At 49.7% G+C, this 18,034-nt stretch carries 18 protein-coding genes; 5 read left to right on the forward strand and 13 right to left on the reverse strand.

Features of this window, described 5'->3' with window-relative positions; translation table 11 throughout:
- Window positions 1–6: 6 nt before the first annotated feature.
- Both ilvM and ilvG read right to left on the reverse strand, forming a co-directional pair.
- Window positions 7–261, reverse strand: a complete 255-nt coding sequence (gene ilvM, locus AR688_RS16375) for an acetolactate synthase 2 small subunit (protein WP_068236460.1) — start codon at window positions 259–261, stop codon at window positions 7–9.
- Complete coding sequence (gene ilvG / locus AR688_RS16380) at window positions 258–1,913, reverse strand: acetolactate synthase 2 catalytic subunit (protein WP_068236463.1); 1,656 nt, start codon at window positions 1,911–1,913, stop codon at window positions 258–260. The genes ilvM and ilvG overlap by 4 nt, the downstream gene beginning before the upstream one ends.
- Before the next feature lie 585 nt (window positions 1,914–2,498).
- Between ilvG and AR688_RS16385 the strand changes: the two genes are divergently transcribed.
- On the forward strand, window positions 2,499–2,741 hold the full coding sequence (locus AR688_RS16385) for a DUF1289 domain-containing protein (protein ID WP_068236466.1): 243 nt from the start codon (window positions 2,499–2,501) through the stop codon (window positions 2,739–2,741).
- A gap of 34 nt (window positions 2,742–2,775) precedes the next feature.
- On the opposite strand, the gene AR688_RS16390 is transcribed toward AR688_RS16385, so the two are convergent.
- The gene (locus AR688_RS16390; RefSeq protein WP_068236468.1) at window positions 2,776–3,981 is read right to left on the reverse strand and encodes an IS4 family transposase; all 1,206 of its coding nucleotides are present in this window, start codon (window positions 3,979–3,981) and stop codon (window positions 2,776–2,778) included.
- Between the two features lie 464 nt (window positions 3,982–4,445).
- Here AR688_RS16390 and AR688_RS16395 point away from each other — a divergent pair, with 464 nt between their 5' ends.
- From AR688_RS16395 to AR688_RS16405, 3 genes are read left to right on the forward strand one after another with little or no spacing between them, the layout of a single operon-like run.
- A complete protein-coding gene (locus tag AR688_RS16395; protein WP_068236473.1) occupies window positions 4,446–5,129 on the forward strand; it encodes a CsgG/HfaB family protein in 684 nt (227 codons plus the stop codon).
- 10 nt (window positions 5,130–5,139) lie between these two features.
- A complete protein-coding gene (locus AR688_RS16400; protein WP_068236475.1) occupies window positions 5,140–5,484 on the forward strand; it encodes a DUF4810 domain-containing protein in 345 nt (114 codons plus the stop codon).
- A 1-nt stretch (window position 5,485) separates the two neighbouring features.
- Window positions 5,486–6,160 (forward strand): DUF799 domain-containing protein, encoded by a 675-nt coding sequence (locus tag AR688_RS16405; protein ID WP_068236481.1) that lies wholly within the window; start codon window positions 5,486–5,488, stop codon window positions 6,158–6,160.
- A 107-nt stretch (window positions 6,161–6,267) separates the two neighbouring features.
- Here the strand turns inward: AR688_RS16405 and rsuA are convergent, their stop codons facing one another.
- The 9 genes from rsuA to ahpC all read right to left on the reverse strand — a co-directional run bounded on the left by rsuA (window position 6,268) and on the right by ahpC (window position 16,625).
- Window positions 6,268–6,963 (reverse strand): 16S rRNA pseudouridine(516) synthase RsuA, encoded by a 696-nt coding sequence (gene rsuA, locus AR688_RS16410; RefSeq protein ID WP_068236484.1) that lies wholly within the window; start codon window positions 6,961–6,963, stop codon window positions 6,268–6,270.
- Between the two features lie 45 nt (window positions 6,964–7,008).
- The gene (cysQ, locus tag AR688_RS16415) at window positions 7,009–7,770 is read right to left on the reverse strand and encodes a 3'(2'),5'-bisphosphate nucleotidase CysQ (protein ID WP_068236486.1); all 762 of its coding nucleotides are present in this window, start codon (window positions 7,768–7,770) and stop codon (window positions 7,009–7,011) included.
- Between the two features lie 152 nt (window positions 7,771–7,922).
- The gene (gene cysC, locus AR688_RS16420; RefSeq protein WP_068236490.1) at window positions 7,923–8,522 is read right to left on the reverse strand and encodes an adenylyl-sulfate kinase; all 600 of its coding nucleotides are present in this window, start codon (window positions 8,520–8,522) and stop codon (window positions 7,923–7,925) included.
- A gap of 13 nt (window positions 8,523–8,535) precedes the next feature.
- On the reverse strand, window positions 8,536–10,257 hold the full coding sequence (locus tag AR688_RS16425; RefSeq protein WP_068236492.1) for an SLC13 family permease: 1,722 nt from the start codon (window positions 10,255–10,257) through the stop codon (window positions 8,536–8,538).
- A complete protein-coding gene (gene cysN, locus AR688_RS16430) occupies window positions 10,257–11,711 on the reverse strand; it encodes a sulfate adenylyltransferase subunit CysN (protein WP_082694820.1) in 1,455 nt (484 codons plus the stop codon). Before cysN ends, AR688_RS16425 begins: the two co-directional genes overlap by 1 nt.
- On the reverse strand, window positions 11,711–12,622 hold the full coding sequence (gene cysD, locus AR688_RS16435; RefSeq protein ID WP_068236495.1) for a sulfate adenylyltransferase subunit CysD: 912 nt from the start codon (window positions 12,620–12,622) through the stop codon (window positions 11,711–11,713). The genes cysN and cysD overlap by 1 nt, the downstream gene beginning before the upstream one ends.
- Before the next feature lie 10 nt (window positions 12,623–12,632).
- On the reverse strand, window positions 12,633–14,054 hold the full coding sequence (gene cysG, locus AR688_RS16440; RefSeq protein WP_068236498.1) for a siroheme synthase CysG: 1,422 nt from the start codon (window positions 14,052–14,054) through the stop codon (window positions 12,633–12,635).
- A 232-nt stretch (window positions 14,055–14,286) separates the two neighbouring features.
- Window positions 14,287–15,831 carry an alkyl hydroperoxide reductase subunit F gene (gene ahpF / locus AR688_RS16445; RefSeq protein WP_068237257.1) on the reverse strand — a complete coding sequence of 515 codons (1,545 nt, stop codon included), beginning with the start codon at window positions 15,829–15,831 and terminating at the stop codon, window positions 14,287–14,289.
- 227 nt (window positions 15,832–16,058) lie between these two features.
- Complete coding sequence (ahpC, locus tag AR688_RS16450) at window positions 16,059–16,625, reverse strand: alkyl hydroperoxide reductase subunit C (protein ID WP_068236501.1); 567 nt, start codon at window positions 16,623–16,625, stop codon at window positions 16,059–16,061.
- Between the two features lie 199 nt (window positions 16,626–16,824).
- Here ahpC and AR688_RS16455 point away from each other — a divergent pair, with 199 nt between their 5' ends.
- Complete coding sequence (locus AR688_RS16455) at window positions 16,825–17,208, forward strand: META domain-containing protein (RefSeq protein ID WP_068236504.1); 384 nt, start codon at window positions 16,825–16,827, stop codon at window positions 17,206–17,208.
- On the opposite strand, the gene AR688_RS16460 is transcribed toward AR688_RS16455, so the two are convergent.
- On the reverse strand, window positions 17,190–17,948 hold the full coding sequence (locus tag AR688_RS16460; protein ID WP_197412262.1) for a substrate-binding periplasmic protein: 759 nt from the start codon (window positions 17,946–17,948) through the stop codon (window positions 17,190–17,192). The genes AR688_RS16455 and AR688_RS16460 overlap by 19 nt on opposite strands.
- Window positions 17,949–18,034 lie beyond the last annotated feature (86 nt).

The following is an 18,034-nucleotide window of genomic DNA, read 5'->3' on the forward strand; positions in this document are numbered from 1 at the left end:
TCAGTGTTATGCGCTTAGCACTGCCAGCTCAGTGCCGGCCAGTTCCAGTTGCTGAATATCGTACAGTTTATCCAGCTGGCTGGTTAATAAGTGAATTGGCTTATCACCACTGACGGTCAGCGTAATATTCAGGCTTTTGGCGTCATGACGTGGTGTCAGCTGCAAGCCGGCTAATTCATAGCCGCGATAGCGGGTAACCTGTAACAGGCGCTCTACTACAGCCGGGGTGTTAGTGGCGGTGATATTCAGTACGTGGTTCATGCTTTCAGCTCCGTGATCATCTCTTCATTAGCAGCACCCGGCGGCACTAACGGCCAGACGTTGTCTTTATCATCAATACATACATGCAGCAGATAAGGTCCTGGCCAGGTAAACATGGCTTCCAGTGCGCTTTCCACCTCGTCTTTACGCGTAATGCAGTGGCCGGGGATAGCAAAGGCCGCCGCCAGCGCGACAAAATCCGGGTTGTCCGATAAATCGGTTTCGCTGTAACGCTCGTTAAAAAACAGCTGCTGCCACTGCTTCACCATGCCCAGCCGTTGGTTATCGACAATGACAATTTTTACCGGCAGCCGAAAACGCTTAATAGTGGCCAGTTCCTGCACGTTCATCATAAAAGAGCCGTCACCCGATACCGTGATTACCGTGTCTTGCGGTCGGGCTAACTTAGCGCCTATTGCCGCCGGCAAACCAAAGCCCATAGTGCCCAGGCCACCGCTGGATAAATGATTACGCGGGCTGCTAAAGCGCATATGCTGGGCTACCCACATCTGGTGCTGGCCAACATCGCAGCACACTACGCTGTTATCCGGCATGCGCTCGCTTAACTGCTTTAACATCAGCGGCGCATAAATGCGCTCGCCCGGGTGATCATAGCGCCAGCCGTATTGCTGCTTTAACTGTGCACACTGCGTCAGCCAAGCCGCACAGTTAGTACCGGCTGATATTGCCGGTAGTATCTGCTTCATATCGCCCAGCAGCGCTACATTGGCAAAACGTACCTTGTTAATTTCGGCCGGATCAATATCAACGTGGATCACCTTGGCCAGCGGTGCAAACTTTTGCAGGTTGCCGGTTACCCGGTCGTCAAAACGGGCGCCTAAGCAAATCAGTAAATCGCACTGCTGCACCGCTAAATTCGCTGCCTGGGTGCCGTGCATACCCAGCATGCCCAGGTAATGCGCATTGTCTTTTGCCACCGAGCCCATAGCTTTTAACGTGGTTACCGACGGCATTGGGTTAGCGGCTAAAAACTGCTGCAGCTGATTCATCGCACCCGCCATATGCACGCCACCACCGATATAAGCCATCGGCTTTTTCGCCGCCGCTATTAAAGCGCGTGCTTTGGCGGCATTGGCCAGCGAGGTATTTACTGGTGCCGCTTTTGCTGTTGAACCATTCTCTGGCTGATAATCAATTTCTGCCAATTGCACGTCTTTAGGGATATCAACCAGCACCGGACCCGGGCGGCCGCTTTGGGCAATAGCAAAGGCCTCGTGCAGGGTTGCGGCCAGCTCTTCTGCGCTGCGCACCATAAAGCTGTGTTTGGTCACCGCCAGGCTTAAACCCAGTACATCTATCTCCTGAAACGCATCGGTGCCCATCACCGCTTGTGATACCTGTCCGGTAATGGCTACTACCGGTACCGAGTCCAGCATGGCATCGGCCAGCGAGGTGATCAGGTTAGTTGCACCTGGGCCAGAGGTAGCCATACACACGCCAACCTTACCGGAAGCACGTGCATAGCCAATGGCCGAGAAGGCGCCCCCCTGCTCATGCCGGCACAGGTAGTGCTTAACCTCGCTTTGATACAAGGCATCGTAAATCGGCATAATAGCGCCACCGGGGTAGCCGAAAATGGTATCGACCCCGTGTTGCTGCAGCACCTGTAGTACCAATTCTGCGCCTTTCATGTTCTGTCCTCTTGCCTTGTTTAACTTTTCTAATGCCCTGAAACGACAAAACCCCCGGTCCTTGCGGAGCGGGGGTTTTGTTGGAATTCGCTTTTTACGCTACTTTTTTTCCAAAACACCGCCCCCGCGGAGATTAATAATCACCACGACCACGAGGACAATAATGTTCAGAACAATAGCTAAACGCATAATTTGATTCTTACTTATCTGCTTGGTTGAAATCTGTATTTGTTATTCAGCGCTTTTTAGCAGCGCAATTGGCTAATAGAAATAGCCGTCTATCAGTCTGAAGTCAACTTGTTTTTGCGATCTGCTAAAAAATAGTCAGTTGGGAAGCGGCGGCACTGGAGTGAGAATCGGCTTATACCAAACCAACCGTTGCAGGCCAGGATGCTGACAAATTCGCCCGGAGCGAATTTGAACAGCTCTTCTGGTCCGCAGGATAAACTTCATGGATGAAGTTTATAATCGAGCCTACAGGGATGTATTTACGGCGTGTTGGTGTGTGTAAACCGGTTCGATAGTTTGCACCTGTAGTGATAGGCAACGTACACTTAAGTTATTCGTTAGTCAGCGTGGTGGCCTGTGGATCAGTTAGAGCTGTTTGAACTGCCCAATCCCTGTATCGGTGTGTGCCAAAGCAACAGCCGCGGCTACTGCATTGGCTGCTTGCGCTCACGCGATGAGCGCTTTAACTGGCATGCCAAGCCGGTGGAAGAGCGCGCACATATCTTAAAACTGCTAAGCCAGCGTCGAGCGCGGCTTAATGCCAAGACGAGGTCAGATAAAGAGCCGCCAACCGCAGGCGAATCTTTAGAGCTATTTTAAACTTAGGCCTGTAGGCTGAGGGATCCCCACGAATTCAGCTCCAACACAATCCATACTCTGCCGTTTTTTGTCTGAAGTAAAAAATGCCGGATAGCCAGTGTTTTAGAACAATCTGGAGTTCGTTCTGATGTAGTAATCTTGCCGCAACATAGCAGTAGCTTAGTACCTTCCGGTGCCTGATTGTGTTCGCTTGGAAACGCTTAGCTAACCCAGCTTGTTCTGCTGCTACGCCAATAAAGAGCATAGCAAACAAGGCTAATGTACCGATTAAAACCAGAACGGCTAATCGTTCATGGCATCCAGACTCATGCAATGACATGCCTAAACCAAACCGAGTAGATTTTTGGTCGCGGAAGCTCTCTTCTATTTGCATACGTGATGCGTAGCAATTCACCACGCCTTGCACTTGAGTAATGGAGTGTGTTGGTAATGACGTTGCCAGCAGCCAGGGTTCACGCGCTGCTCTGGCGGCATCTTTGCTTGGCGAGTCGCGCCGTGACTGACCAAATCGGTTCAGTAGCTTACGTCCTTTAGCGGGTGTTTTGAGCAGAACCCAGTTCGCAATAAGCGGGTTTGCTCTAGTGAACATCACCTGTTCATAACACTGTGGCTTGGCTCTCGCTTTAGTATAAAGTCCTTTGCAGGGTAACCAGCTCTCACCGTTATCAAGTGTATATAAGGTGCGATTACGAATACGACCAATATAATCCCAGCCCATGTTCAGTACTTGCCGGAACCAGGGTACCTGGAAGCCCGCATCACTGACGATAATCGGCTTGCACTTCTCTGGCAGCATCGCTTTTAGGTGCTGAAGAAACGCCAGATGTACCGCCGGCTTCTCTTTTCGACATAGTGGGTGCACCTGCTCGTACAACGTTACCGCGCGGCCATCAAAGGCTAAAGAAGCACGCAACAGGAAGTGACGGCGGCTGGCATCTAAATCTGACCAATCTACGAGGATAACGGGTCGTGGCACTGACGATGCAACCAGCTTAACCAGCGCACCGTAAATCAACGGTAACTCCCGGTATAAATGCCCATTTGAGCACAGTCTGTCAGCACGCTTTATCCGGTGCTTCTCATAAGCTTTACCTCCAATACCACGACCAAGCTGGGTGATAGTCAGCTTATTTTGATGGATAGCACTTTTCACGCACGCTTCAAGCGCCTGGCGGCGCTGACTGTGCATATTGGGCGTGACGGTTTTGACAAAACGAGTTAGCATTTGCAGAACATTCATGGCGTGTCCTTGGTAGGTTTGTTTGGCGATAGATCTGATCACCGAACGTCATGAATGTTCCTTCTGAGTTCATCTTTTTGTTTTAACTAGCAATTTTGTTGGGATACCTCAGGCCTGTAGGCCTTTTTAAGTAGAATTACATCGGTTTAACACACCATAAATTTAGTAACACTAAACTGCGTTTTTGTGGTATCGATTGTTGTTGCTTGCCTTTCAATTAGCTGGATAACTGCGCAGTAATAATATTCTGTATAACAAAGAGACTGGGGCTGCTGTTCGTTACTTATTATTGAAAATATAGTAGTGACATCCTATTGCATATTTTCGCTAAAATAATGTATAAAACTTGCGTAGATAGGGATATTACTTTTGCTAAGCCACCTCCTGTGCCTTGCACTACCTTACCTTTATTTTTACATGTTAATCAATCCGTTATAAACCAATTTATAATTCAAGGAATACATATGAAGAGGACAATTAACCGCTCAGCGAAAGCGGTTTTCGTGGCTGGGGTTGCTGCCGTGCTATTGAATGGTTGTGCGTCTACCTCGTCACAAGTAATTGAAACGCCAAAAGTAGCAAGCTATGGCACCAGCTATAACGGTACTAAGAGCAAGTTGGTGGTAGGCCAGTTTGTTAATCGTGCCAACTTCCAAAACGGATTGTTTTCTACCGGTGTTGATATGCTTGGTAATCAGGCTAAAACATCACTCATCAGCCATTTACAACAAACTAATCGCTTTAGTGTAATGGACCGCGACAATATGCAGTTGTTGTCAGGCGAAGCTGAAATCACTGGCGTGCAGCAGTCACTGAAAGGAGCCCGTTACGTTATTACCGGTGATGTAACCGAATTTGGTCGCAAAGCTATTGGTGATAGACAACTGTTTGGTATTTTGGGTAAAGGTAAGTCGCAGATTGCGTATTCAAAAGTGACGTTAAATGTGGTTGATGTTACTAGCTCTGAGGTCATTTACTCTGTTCAGGGCGCTGGCGAATATAGCCTGTCTGAAAGAGAAGTGATCGGCTTTGGCAGCACAGCAAGCTACGATGCCACACTTAATGGCAAAGTACTTGATTTGGCTATTCGTGAAGTGGTTAACAAGCTCGTCACCGGTTTAGAATCTGGTCAGTGGCAAGCGGAATAGGGACATTATCATGAAGAAAATAGTATGTGTACTTAGCGTGCTGTTAAGTCTCTCTGCGTGTAAAACCACTGAATCCCTTTATTACCATGGCGAATATAACAAAGCGGTTTACACCTATTTCAAAGCTGATGAAACGACACCAGCAGATCAGATAGCCACTTTGCAACAAATCATACAAGCTGCAGAGGCCGCAGGTAAGCCAGTAGCACCAGGCATTCATGCCCATCTTGGTTTATTGTATTTCGATACGGGCAATGTCCCCCAGGGGCAACAACATTTTGAATATGAAAAAGCGTTGTTCCCCGAGTCAACACAGTATCTCGACTTTTTATTAAAATCACGGCAAGGAGCCTGATATGCATTGGTTAAAATTATACCTTGTAGGTGCTGTCGTTGTTTTAGCAGGTTGTGTCAGTGCGCCGCCTGCACACGATTACAGCGCGTTTCGCAGTGCTGATCCTCATTCAATATTGGTGTTGCCACCGATTAATAACAGTGTCGAAGTGGTAGCACCTTACAGCCTGATGTCACAGATCTCGCAGCCTATCGCTGAATCTGGCTACTATGTGTTTCCTGTGGCTTTGGTTGAGCAAACGTTCCGGAGCAATGGTTTAACCGAAGCGACAGATATCCATGCTGTGCCTTTTAGTAAAGTCCACGAAATTTTTGGTGCAGATACCGGCCTTTATATAACGATAGACAAATACGGCACCAATTATGTAGTGCTATCCAGTGAAACCATAGTGACAATCTCTGCGACCTTGGTCGATTTACGTTCAGGTGTTGTGTTGTGGCAAGACAGCAAAAGCGCATCATCTGCCGAATCTCGCGGTAGCAGTGGTGGTGGTCTGGTAGGAATGCTGGTAGAGGCGGCAATGAACCAAATCCTCGAAACCATTACCGACCGCGGCTTTGATATTGCAGCAATCAGCACCAACCGGCTGCTGTTTGCAGAAAGCCATAATGGATTGCTATATGGCCCAAGATCTCCCAAGTATGGCCAACCCGTTGCAAGCGAGAAGAAAAAGTAAACGGCTCATTTTCCAGGCACGGTTAGCCTAATCTGGCCCTTGAGTAATTGATGTTGCGAATGAAGCCGATGTGATTTCACATCGGCTTCAAATATTAACACTAGATTCTAATGTTGAATCAACTTCCGCTCCGCTAACGTTAACTGCCGGTACTCGCCTTCAGCTAAATCATCTGGCAGTTGCAGGCCTCCGATTTTCTCGCGGTGCAAACGCTCAACTTTATTACCAATAGCGGCAAACATGCGTTTAACCTGATGGTAGCGGCCTTCGTGGATGGTAAGCAGGGCTTCGGTTTCGCTGACTATTTCCAGTTGTGCCGGTAAGGTAGCGTTTTTCTCATTACGCAGCATTACACCTTCGGCAAATTGCGCAATTGCTGCTGTAGGGATTGGGTCGGCAGTCCAGACGCGGTAGGTTTTAGCCACGTGATGCTTGGGGCTGCTGATACGGTGCGACCACTGACCGTCATCAGTGATTAACACTAGACCGGTGGTGTCTAAATCGAGCCGGCCGACGGTGTGCAACCGCTCAATTAATGGCTCGTCCATTAAGGTAAATACCGTTGGGTGATCAGGGTCTTCAGTAGAACAGATATAGCCATCCGGCTTGTGCAACATAAAGTAGCGCAGGCCTATCAGCTGCAGTTGCTCGCCATCAAGGCATACCACGTCACTGTCTTTTACCTGCAGCGCGGCTTGCTTTACCAGTTCGCCGTTCATTGTTACTAATTTTTGCCGGATCACTTTACCGGCCTGACTGCGGGTTAAGCCGGTGCAGTCACATATATATTTATCTAAACGCATAATTCACCCATAGTAATTACGTTTAGTGTAACGAATTTTCTAAAGTTAGTCGTTAACTGCCGACACGATAAAATTAGGGTTACGCAGGTTTTCACGCTGATACACCTTGCTGGCGATACCGTCGAAGCTTACTGTGGCGCCGGCTTCCAGCGCAATAATATGGCCGGCGCCGGTGTCCCACTGCATGGTAGGGCCAAAGCGCGGATAGACATCGGCGCTGCCGTCGGCCACTAAACAGAATTTTAATGAGCTACCCACCGGCACCATTTCATGCTGTGCAAACTGGGCCAGACAGCCGGCTAAATCGGGGCTGGGATGGCTGCGGCTGCCGACTACACGAACAGTGTCACCAGGCTTTGCAACCTGAATGGCGCGCGTTTCGCCGGCGGTTTTAACAAAAGCGCCTTCGCCTTTAGCGGCGTAGTAGGTTTTAGCCAGCACTGGCGCATGAATTACGCCCAGCACCGGCTCGCCGTTATCAATCAGCGCGATATTAACGGTAAATTCGCCGTTACGCTTAATAAACTCTTTGGTGCCATCCAATGGGTCAACCAGCCAGTAACGCTGCCAGCGTTGGCGGATATCCCAGCTGATATCGGCGGCTTCTTCTGACAGTATGGGCAGCTCTGGTGTCAGTGCAGTTAAGGCTTTTACTATCAGTTGGTGCGCTGCTAAATCGGCTGCTGTCAGCGGTGAGTCATCGGCTTTGCCGGTGATATTAAAGGCGGCGTTGTCTTGCTGATATACCGCGAGGATCGCCTGACCGGCTTGTTCTGCTATGTCGACAATGGCTGGCAAATAATTCATATAAGTGTCCTTTTTTATCCGGCGTTACACCGGAATATGCAGCGCAGACAGACAACAGCTAAGCGGGGCGTCTCCGGCAGGGATGCCGGAGAGGAGCCTATAGGGACATATTTACGGCGTCCCCGTGTGCTGTTGGCTGTCGAAGCGCTCTCCTAGCTAATAATCTGCTTTTGCTTCAGCAATTCCAGCAACTGCTGCACGCTATCTTCCAGCGATGTTACTGAGGTGTCCAACACCAAATCGGCCGCTTGTGGCGCCTCGTATGGGTCAGAAATACCGGTAAAGTGGCTGATTTCGCCGGCGCGGGCTTTTTTGTACAGCCCTTTTACATCGCGCTGCTCGCAAACTTCCAGCGGGGTGGCGATATGCACTTCAATAAACTTGCCCGGCGGAATAAGGCTTTTTACCAGTTCACGCTGACTACGGTACGGCGAAATAAAGGCACTTAATACCAGCAAGCCGGCATCAACCATTAAGCCGGCCACCGCGCCAACACGGCGCAGGTTTTCGGTTCTGTCCTCGGCGCTAAAACCTAAATCAGCACATAAACCGTGGCGCACATTGTCACCATCAAGCAAATAGGTATGTTTGCCCTGCGCTGCCAAAGCCTGCTCCAGCGCATTGGCTACACTGGATTTGCCCGAGCCGGATAAACCGGTAAACCAGATCACCGCACTTTGGTGGCCAAATAAAGCCTGGCGCTGCGCGGCGTTAACATCATGCTGTTGCCATTTAATATCGTTATGTGTCATTGCTCTTCATCACTTAAAACGGATAAATCAGCGGTAAAAATATCAATACTACCGCACTGTATACCAACGCCATCGGTACGCCGAGACGAATATAATCACGCAACTGGTAATTACCGGCCGAATACACCATCAGGTTGGTTTGATAACCAAACGGCGAAATAAAACTGGCCGAAGCGCCAAAAGCCACCGCCATAAAAAATGGTACCGGATCTACCCCCAGGTTTTGCGCTATGGCATAGGCAATAGGAAACGTCAGCGCGGCGGCGGCATTATTGGTTACCAGCTCGGTAAACATCCAGGTGGCAACAAATACTGCGACCAGCGCACCGTAAGCGCCACTGCCATCTACCAGCGTGATCAAACCATCGGCCACCTGGCCGGCAACCCCGGTTTGGATCATCAGTTGCGCCAGGCCAATAGCCGAGCCGACAATTAGCCATAGCTCCAGCGGAAAACGGTTTTTAATTTCATTTACCGTTACTGCGCCACCAGCAACATAGGCCAGCAACAGCACCGGCAGGCTTTTAATCAGTGGCACTATATCGAAAATAGACAGCGCCAGCGCCGTCACAAAACCAAGCAATACCCAATGGCTGCGTTTTTTTGACAGCGGCGTAGAAATAGATAAGCCATTAACGTAAATAAACTCCTGGCTAAGCTGATGCTGGCCGGGGAAATGTTTACCCACCGATAAAATTAATACATCACCGGCATGCAACACCAGATCGCCTAAACCACCCTGTAGCCGCTCATGGCCGCGGCGCACGGCAATGACCACCGCATCGTATTCATGGCGAAACCGAATTTGTTTTAAACTTTTGCCCACTAAGCGCGAGCTGTAGCTAAGTACGGCCTCAAGCAATTCGCCCTGCTGTTGGTCCTGGCGTAGCAGCTCTAAACCGGGAAATTGCTGTAAGCGCGATACCGCTTCCAGATCGCCGACAAAGCGCAGCTCGTCACCGGCTTCGATTACTGTCTCCGGCGTTACCGGGCAAATACGCTGCGGGCCGCGCTGAATTTCAGCCAAAAACAAGGCCTGTAACTCACGCAACTGGTTTTGCTCTACGCTTTTGCCGATAAGCTGGCTGTCGCTGCGCACATGAGCGGTAAGATAATAGGGAGTGGCATGGCTGGCATTTTTGCTGTTATCGGGCAGCCAGTGGCTGCCGATCACCAGTACTATGGTACCTGCTGTCAGCACCAGAGCGCCAAGCAGGGTAAAGTCAAAAAAGCCCAGCAGAGGTTCACCGCTTTGTTCAACAAAGCCATTAACGATAAGGTTGGTTGAGGTGCCAATCAGCGTTAGCATACCGCCGAGAATAGCGCTGTACGACAACGGCAACAGCAATTTAGACGCGGCAAAATGGTTATGATGCCTAAGCGATGACATCAGCGTAGACACCACCGCCGTGTTGTTAATAAAAGCCGACATTAGCGCACTGGATAAACTTAAGCGGGCAATAACACTGCTTAAACGCTTGCCGGCAAAACCGCGGCTAAGCCAGCTAACTAATTGTGATTTTTCAATGCCAATTGACACCATTAGCAGCAATAGCAGCGTAATAAGCGACGGATTGGCGAAGTTTTGTAGCGCACTTTCCAGCGGCAACCACCCCAGCAAATAACTCAGCAGCAGGGCACCGCCAAACCACTGCGCCGGTGAGCGTTTGCTGAGCACCAGCCCCGCCACTAACGCCAGTAGCAGTGCGATTACACCATACTGCTGATACGGCATTACTGTTCTTCCTTGTCCAACCCTGCTTTAAACAACTCACGCACATCCTGCGCACCCCAGTGTGGAAAGTGCTTACGGATCAGTGCATTCAGTTCCAGCTCAAAAGCGCTGATATTGGTGCTGGCGGCTTTTTCTTCTGCCAATACGTTCTGAATTAAACCAGCCGCGACGGTAGCATTGGTTAAGCGATCGATCAGAATAAAGTTACCGGTGCCGGGTTGGGTTCTGAAGGTATCCAGTGGCAAAGTTTCGGTTAACTCCAGCTCTACCAGCGCGATATCGTTCATGGCAACCTGCTCTGCCGCTTCCTGCGCCAGCGTATTGATATTTACCTTATGGTTTAGCCGGTTAATGCTGACACTGCTTTTTCGCGTCGCCAGTTTTAAATCGTATAAACGGCCGGTTTGTAGCGGCTGGTCGTTAAACCACACTACATAGGCCAGGGCACGGTTGCTTAAATTGACAGTGTTATCCGACGGCACCAGCCAGTCGCCACGGCTGATATCAATTTCATCGTTCAGCGTTAGTGTGATGGCTTCACCAGCGGTGGCTGATGGCTGTTCACCGGCAAAGCTGACAATTTGCTTAATGGTGCTCTTTTTACCTGACGGATAGGCAGTAACGGCCTGGCCAACAGCTAAACGGCCGCTAACCAGGGTACCGGCAAAACCACGAAAATCCAGATCTGGCCTATTAACATACTGCACCGGGAACCGTGTTGCGGCACCACCGCGCTGCGGTATTGGCAGAGTTTCCAGCCGCGGCAACAGTGCCGTACCGGTGTACCACGGCATATTGGCCGACAGCGTTAAAATGTTTTCGCCTTTTAGTGCGCTGATCGGCACCACATCTACCGTTGGCACCTGCAATTGCGCCATCAGTGCCTGCACGTCCTGCACTATAGCGTTATAAATGTGCTCGCTGTAGCCAACGATATCCATTTTATTCACGGCAACAATTAAGTGCTTAATGCCCAGCAAAGCGCAGATAAAGCTGTGGCGTCGGGTTTGGGTTTGCACACCGTAGCGGGCATCGATCAGCAAAATGGCAACATCAGAGGTGGAAGCGCCGGTGGCCATATTGCGGGTGTATTGCTCGTGGCCCGGCGTATCAGCCAGAATAAACTTGCGCTCGGTAGTAGAGAAATAGCGGTACGCCACGTCAATAGTAATGCCTTGCTCGCGCTCAGCCTGCAAGCCGTCAACCAGCATCGCCAGCTCTAACTCGCCTTCACTGTTACGGCCTTTATGATCGCGCTTTAACGCATCCAGTTGATCATCGTACAACTGTTGGCTGTCGTGCAGCAGGCGGCCGATTAAGGTGCTTTTGCCATCATCAACACTGCCGCAGGTAAGTACCCGTAGCAGGCCTTTGTCCTGATGCTGCTGTAAATAACCGCGAATACCCAGGCTGTTTAATTGCTCGTTTAACGAGGTAACCAAAGATGATGACATTAGAAATAACCCTCGCGTTTTTTCAGTTCCATACCGGACTGATCCTGATCAATCACCCGGCCCTGGCGCTCCGATGTGCGGGCGCGCAGCATCTCTTCCACTATGCCTTCCAGCGTATCGGCGGTAGATTCAATAGCACCTGTCAGCGGATAACAGCCCAGGGTTCTGAAGCGTACCGACTTTAACTGCGGCGTTTCACCCGGTTCCAGCGGCATACGTTCGTCGTCTACCATAATCAGGGTGCCGTTACGCTCAACAACCGGCCGTGGCTTGGCTAAATACAGCGGTACTATGTCGATATTTTCCTGCAGGATATACAACCAGATATCCAGCTCTGTCCAGTTCGACAGCGGAAACACGCGGATACTTTCGCCTTCGTTAATGGCACCGTTGTAGATATTCCACAGCTCTGGCCGTTGGTTTTTCGGGTCCCAGCGGTGATGTTTGTCGCGAAACGAATACACCCGCTCTTTAGCACGGGATTTTTCTTCATCGCGCCGTGCCCCACCAAAGGCCGCGTCAAAGCCGTAGGCATTCAGCGCCTGTTTTAAGCCCTGAGTTTTCATAATGTCGGTGTGTTTGGCACTGCCATGAATAAAGGGATTAATATTCATCGCTAAGCCTTCCGGGTTTTTATGCACCAGCAGCTCAAAGTTGTACTGTTTGGCTAAGCGATCGCGAAACTCGATCATCTCGCGGAATTTCCAGTTGGTATCAACGTGCAACAACGGAAACGGAATTTTACCCGGAGCAAAGGCTTTGCGGGCTAAATGCAGTAATACTGATGAGTCTTTACCGATTGAATACAGCATTACCGGTTTTTTAAACTCGGCGGCCACTTCACGGAAAATGTGAATACTTTCCGCTTCTAGCTGCTGTAGATGTGACAAAGTGCCTGCTATGTCAGACATATTATGATCCTCATTCCATCTGGGTAATGGTCTGGCTGAACACCGCAGTTTGCGGCCGTTTACCAAACCAATGTAAGTCCTGCTGCAAGCTTACCACTTCGCCAATAACTAGCAAAGCTGGTGAACCGAGCTGGTAGTGCGCAATAAGTTGCGCCAGTTGATCCAGGCTGCCGGTAACCACCCGCTGATCGCAGCGGGTACCGTTTTCAATAATGGCTACCGGCGTGCGGCCACTGCGCCCGGCGCTAATCAGCTGCTGTTGAATATGGGCGGCTTTCATTAACCCCATATAAATTACCAGTGTCTGGTTAGCTTTACTCATGCTGTGCCAATCCGGCTCGCTGCCATCCGGCCGGCAATGGCCGGTCACAAACTGCACACTTTGCGCATGATCGCGGTGGGTTAGCGGTATACCGGCATAGGCTGCGCAACCAGCAGCGGCGGTAACACCCGGCACCACCTGAAAGGCGATGTTATGCGGTATCAGCGCCTGAATTTCCTCGCCGCCGCGGCCAAAAATAAACGGATCACCGCCTTTTAAGCGGCAAACTTTCTTGCCGGCCAGGGCTAAATCAATCAAGAGTTGGTTAGTATCCTGCTGCGGCACTGAGTGATCGCCAGCTTTTTTGCCGACACAAATACGCTCAGCATCGCGGCGCACCAGTTCCATAATGGGAGGCGATACCAAATAGTCGTACACCACCACATCAGCCTGTTGCATCAGTTGCAGGGCTTTTAACGTCAGCAATTCCGGATCACCGGGGCCGGCACCCACTATATAAACCTCACCGGCTTGTTGCTGCGGTTGATCCAGCAGCTGCTGCAGGCGTTGCTCGGCGTTTTCAAGTTGGTTTGCCTGCACATCACGCACTACGTCTGAATCAAATACCTGCTCCCAAAACTGCCGCCGGGCGGCAAAACCGCTGATTTTGGCTTTTACCTTATGGCGAAAGCGGCCAACTAATTCTGCCAATGGCCCTAAATGCTGCGGCAATAAGGTTTCAAGTTTTTCACGCAAGCGTCGCGCTAACACCGGCGCGGTGCCAAAGCTGGAGATAGCAATTAATATCGGGCTGCGGTCGATAATCGACGGAAAGATAAAGCCGCATTTGGGCTGGTCGTCTACAGTATTCACCAGCATATTACGCGCGGTGGCGGCGTCATATACCGCGGCGTTAACTGCATCAATATCGGTAGCAGCAATAACCAGTAGCTTGCCATCCAGCAGGCCCGGTTCAAAATAGCCATTGATCAGCTCGGCTTTACCATCTTGCTGCCACTGCACAAACTCAGCAGCAAATTCCGGTGCGACTACGGTCAGTTTTGCCCCAGCGCTAAGCAGAGTACCGGCTTTGCGCAGCGCTACCGAGCCGCCGCCGACAATCAGCACCGGTTTATCTGTTAACTTTACAAATAAGGGTAAGTACTGCACACCAGCTCCTGCTGTCAGGTTGCTACTTGAATTTCAAGCTTGCAGCATAGCCGTCTGTATGGCTTTTATAAAATAGTTAATTACGCTCATATATAACTAAAAGGAATTAATGCAAAGATTGTAATAAGTGGAATTGTAAAAAGCATGGTTGAAACCTGAGCAAAAAAAACGGCAACCACAGTTGCCGTCAAAGCTTCAGAGAGAGTGAAGTTTAAAACTGTACGCCAGCGCTTTACTGGCGGATCATATAATCGAAGGCACCCAGGGCGGCATTAGCGCCTGAGCCCATGGCGATAATAATTTGCTTGTACGGCGCCGTAGTGGCGTCACCGGCAGCAAATACGCCAGGCAGTGAAGTTTGGCCGCGCTCGTCGACAATAATTTCGCCGCGTGGCGATAATTCCACTGCACCACGTAACCATTCGGTGTTAGGCACTAAACCTATCTGCACAAAGATGCCAGCCAGTGCAACATGATGTGCTTCACCGGTTTTGCGGTCAGTGTAGTTAATACCGGTTACACGGCTACCATCGCCAGTGACTTCGGTAGACTGCGCTTCAGTGATAATAGTGATATTGCCCATTGATTTGGCTTTTTTCACCAGTACCGCATCCGCACGTAATTCAGCGGCAAATTCCAGCACGGTAACATGCTCAACAATACCGGCTAAGTCGATAGCTGCTTCAATACCGGAGTTACCACCACCAATTACGGCTACTTTTTTGCCTTTAAACAGCGGGCCGTCACAGTGCGGGCAGTACGCTACGCCTTTGCCACGATATTCCTGCTCGCCAGGCACATTCATTTCTCTCCAGCGCGCACCCGGGCTTAAAATAACCGTTTTGCTGTTCAGTACGGCGCCGTTTTGCAACTCCAGCTGTACCTTGCCGTCTTTACGCAGTGCTACAGCGCGCTGGTTATTCATAATATCAACGTTATATTCACGTACATGGGCTTCCAGGCTGTTTACCAGCTTTGGCCCTTCGGTGTACTGCACAGAAATAAAGTTTTCAATACCCACGGTATCGGCAACCTGGCCACCAAAACGCTCGGCTACGATACCGGTGTTTAAACCTTTACGGGCAGCGTAGATAGAGGCTGCAGCACCGGCCGGGCCACCGCCCACTACCAGTACATCAAAGTCGGCTTTGTTTTTCAGGGCTTCTGCCTGGCGTTTTTCGGCATTTACATCCAGTTTTTGGATGATTTTTTCCAATGTAATAGCGCCCTGTGAGAACAGCTCGCCGTTTAAGTACACTGATGGCACGGCCATAATGTTTTTGTCGGCCACTTCCTGCTGGAACATAGCGCCGTCAATCATCACGTTGGTAATACCGGGGTTAATCGCCGACATAATATTCAGCGCCTGTACCACTTCCGGACAAGTTTGGCAGCTTAGCGACACATAGGTCTCAAAGGCGAAGCTGCCCTGTAGCTGGCGGATTTGCTCAATAGTATCGGCAGCAACTTTAATCGGGTGGCCACCACTGTGCAGCAGCGCCAGCACTAAAGAGGTAAATTCATGACCCAGCGGCACACCGGCAAAGGTGATATGGGTGTCGTTAGCCACTGACCGCACCAGCATCGCTGGCTTGCGTGTCAGGGCGTTGTCATCGCGGCGCAATGACACTAAATCAGATAACTCAGCAATATCGGTTGCCAGTTGATTTACTTCAGCAGCTTTGGCGCTATCGTCTAAAGATACCACCAGCTCTACCTCGGTTTTCAGGTTCTGCAGATAGGTTTTTAATTGTTGCTTCAGGTTAGTATCTAACATAAAAACTCCCGGAAAATTAACTGGGTAAATAATAAGACGATAAAAAATCAGCGTCACAAAGCCTCAGCCTGTAAAACAGACTGTAAATATTCAGTTTTGGGGTAAGCCGGGCAGGTGTTGCCTGCCCGGGTACCAAACCGGAGTTTGGCAGAGGGAAGCTGAGCTACAGCTTCTTAACGCAGGCTGTAACCAGATCCCGCTGCAATAACTGCAGCTTGTTGCACTACTTAGATCTTACCAACCAGATCCAGAGATGGTGCTAACGTTGCTTCACCCGGCGTCCACTTAGCAGGACATACTTCGCCATCGTGGTTAGCAACATACTGTGCAGCCTGTACTTTACGGAACAGTTCTGCAGCTGAGCGGCCGATACCTAAGTCGTGAATTTCAGCAACTTTGATTTCGCCTTCAGGGTTAATTACGAAAGTACCACGCAGTGCTAAACCTTCTTCTTCGATCATTACACCGAAATTACGGGTGATGGCACCAGTTGGGTCGCCAATCATCGGGTAGGTGATTTTCTTGATGGTTTCAGACGCGTCGTGCCATGCTTTGTGCGTGAAATGGGTGTCAGTAGATACTGAGTACACTTCAACACCAATTTCCTGGAACTTAGCGTAGAAATCAGCCAGATCGCCTAATTCAGTTGGGCATACGAACGTGAAGTCAGCCGGGTAAAATACTACTACTGACCATTTGCCAGCTAAATCTTGCTCAGTAACAGGTACGAATTTACCCTGATGAAATGCAGTAGCTTTAAACGGCTTGATTTTAGTGTTGATAATAGAAGACATAGTCTTACTCCTTTAGGTTGGTTCACAGGTAATGTTTCAACTGCAGCCAGTGTACCGTGCTGCAATCAGTTATCAAAACGAATAAAACAAATTAATTTAATCGCTTTTTTTGATGACAATATTTACTGCCGCTTGTTCAGCCTACGCTTAGCTACACTATGGCATTGTGTATTGCCACACAACGCATCAGGAGCCTGTTATGTTTACTAAGCATTTTATCTGTACTGTTGCAGCCTGCTGTCTGCTGCTGTTAGTTACCGCTTGCCAGCAATTAAGCTTACCGCAAGGCCAATACCAGCAACTAAACAACGATACTACTCTTAAACCGCTGCGCCTTAGCCTGCAGGACAACCGCCTGACAGGTTTTACCGGTTGCAACAATATGATTGGCAATTACAGCTTAGATGAGGGCAGCTTAGTGGTTTCTCAACTGGCCAGTACTATGATGGCCTGTTCAGAGCCTCTAATGCAGCGCGAACAAGCGTTCAGCACTTTTTTGCAAAGCAAACCCAAAGTAATGTTTAACAATAATGTGATGACATTACGCAACGATGACGCTGAATATCAGTTTGAGTTGTTGTGAATATAAAGCTGCATCAAGCGCTGATATTCACCATTGGCATGCAGCTCGTCTAACGCGAGCTGTAATTTTTCGACCGTTTCGTTTGGTACCGCCAGGTTCAGTGCTAAATAGTTAGCCCCTACTACAGATAAATCCAGCACTGGCTCAATACTGTCCAGGGTTTCGTTATATTTTGCCAGCCACACCGGCAAAATAAGCTCAGAGCCAATCAGTAAATCCACTTTACCTTGCAAAAATAGCCCGACGGCATCTGCCTTGGCAGTAAGCCCAAGCAAATTAACGCCGTGCTCAAAGCCCTGGCTTTTTAAATACAGCTCGTACACATCACCCCGGGCAACTGCCACCACATAGCGTTTTGCCTCTTCCAGCGTTGCGGGGTTAATATCAGGCCGGCTTTTTAACCGGTACATATTGGCATGTGAATGTGCCAGCGGCCCAACCCATTTAAACAGCGGTTCGCGCAATGCATTGCGCGAGGTAGAATAAACGGCCGCTGCAGGTTCTTTTTGCGCCGCTTCATAAGCACGTAACCAGGGGTAAAGTAAAAAATTACAATTTAAGCCTGCTTTTTCGCAGCTAAGCCTTACCAGCTCAGTGTTAATACCGGTAACGGTATCATCGGCCAGATAGCTATATGGGGGAAAATGCTCGGTGTAAATTGTCAGTTGGCCACTCACCGGCGCAGCACCTGTCAAAAAGACTGACATTACAACAACTAAGCCTGACCAGATCTTCCTCATACCCTAACTCTGCCTTAGCAACACGATTAATTGTGACTATGGCAGAGACTGAACAAAAAGTAACATTAATTTTTTCGGCCTGGCCA

Origin of the sequence: Rheinheimera sp. EpRS3, assembly GCF_001513785.1 — a bacterium.
In the GTDB taxonomy this organism is placed as follows: Bacteria; Pseudomonadota; Gammaproteobacteria; order Enterobacterales; family Alteromonadaceae; genus Alishewanella.

Coding starts and splice junctions, on each gene's coding strand:
- ilvM (WP_068236460.1), bottom strand. CDS start 261: ATGAACCACGTACTGAATATCACCGCCACTAACACCCCGGCTGTAGTA.
- ilvG (WP_068236463.1), bottom strand. CDS start 1,913: ATGAAAGGCGCAGAATTGGTACTACAGGTGCTGCAGCAACACGGGGTC.
- AR688_RS16390 (WP_068236468.1), bottom strand. CDS start 3,981: ATGAATGTTCTGCAAATGCTAACTCGTTTTGTCAAAACCGTCACGCCC.
- AR688_RS16395 (WP_068236473.1), top strand. CDS start 4,446: ATGAAGAGGACAATTAACCGCTCAGCGAAAGCGGTTTTCGTGGCTGGG.
- AR688_RS16400 (WP_068236475.1), top strand. CDS start 5,140: ATGAAGAAAATAGTATGTGTACTTAGCGTGCTGTTAAGTCTCTCTGCG.
- AR688_RS16405 (WP_068236481.1), top strand. CDS start 5,486: ATGCATTGGTTAAAATTATACCTTGTAGGTGCTGTCGTTGTTTTAGCA.
- rsuA (WP_068236484.1), bottom strand. CDS start 6,963: ATGCGTTTAGATAAATATATATGTGACTGCACCGGCTTAACCCGCAGT.
- cysQ (WP_068236486.1), bottom strand. CDS start 7,770: ATGAATTATTTGCCAGCCATTGTCGACATAGCAGAACAAGCCGGTCAG.
- cysC (WP_068236490.1), bottom strand. CDS start 8,522: ATGACACATAACGATATTAAATGGCAACAGCATGATGTTAACGCCGCG.
- AR688_RS16425 (WP_068236492.1), bottom strand. CDS start 10,257: ATGCCGTATCAGCAGTATGGTGTAATCGCACTGCTACTGGCGTTAGTG.
- cysN (WP_082694820.1), bottom strand. CDS start 11,711: ATGTCATCATCTTTGGTTACCTCGTTAAACGAGCAATTAAACAGCCTG.
- cysD (WP_068236495.1), bottom strand. CDS start 12,622: ATGTCTGACATAGCAGGCACTTTGTCACATCTACAGCAGCTAGAAGCG.
- ahpF (WP_068237257.1), bottom strand. CDS start 15,831: ATGTTAGATACTAACCTGAAGCAACAATTAAAAACCTATCTGCAGAAC.
- ahpC (WP_068236501.1), bottom strand. CDS start 16,625: ATGTCTTCTATTATCAACACTAAAATCAAGCCGTTTAAAGCTACTGCA.
- AR688_RS16455 (WP_068236504.1), top strand. CDS start 16,825: ATGTTTACTAAGCATTTTATCTGTACTGTTGCAGCCTGCTGTCTGCTG.
- AR688_RS16460 (WP_197412262.1), bottom strand. CDS start 17,948: ATGAGGAAGATCTGGTCAGGCTTAGTTGTTGTAATGTCAGTCTTTTTG.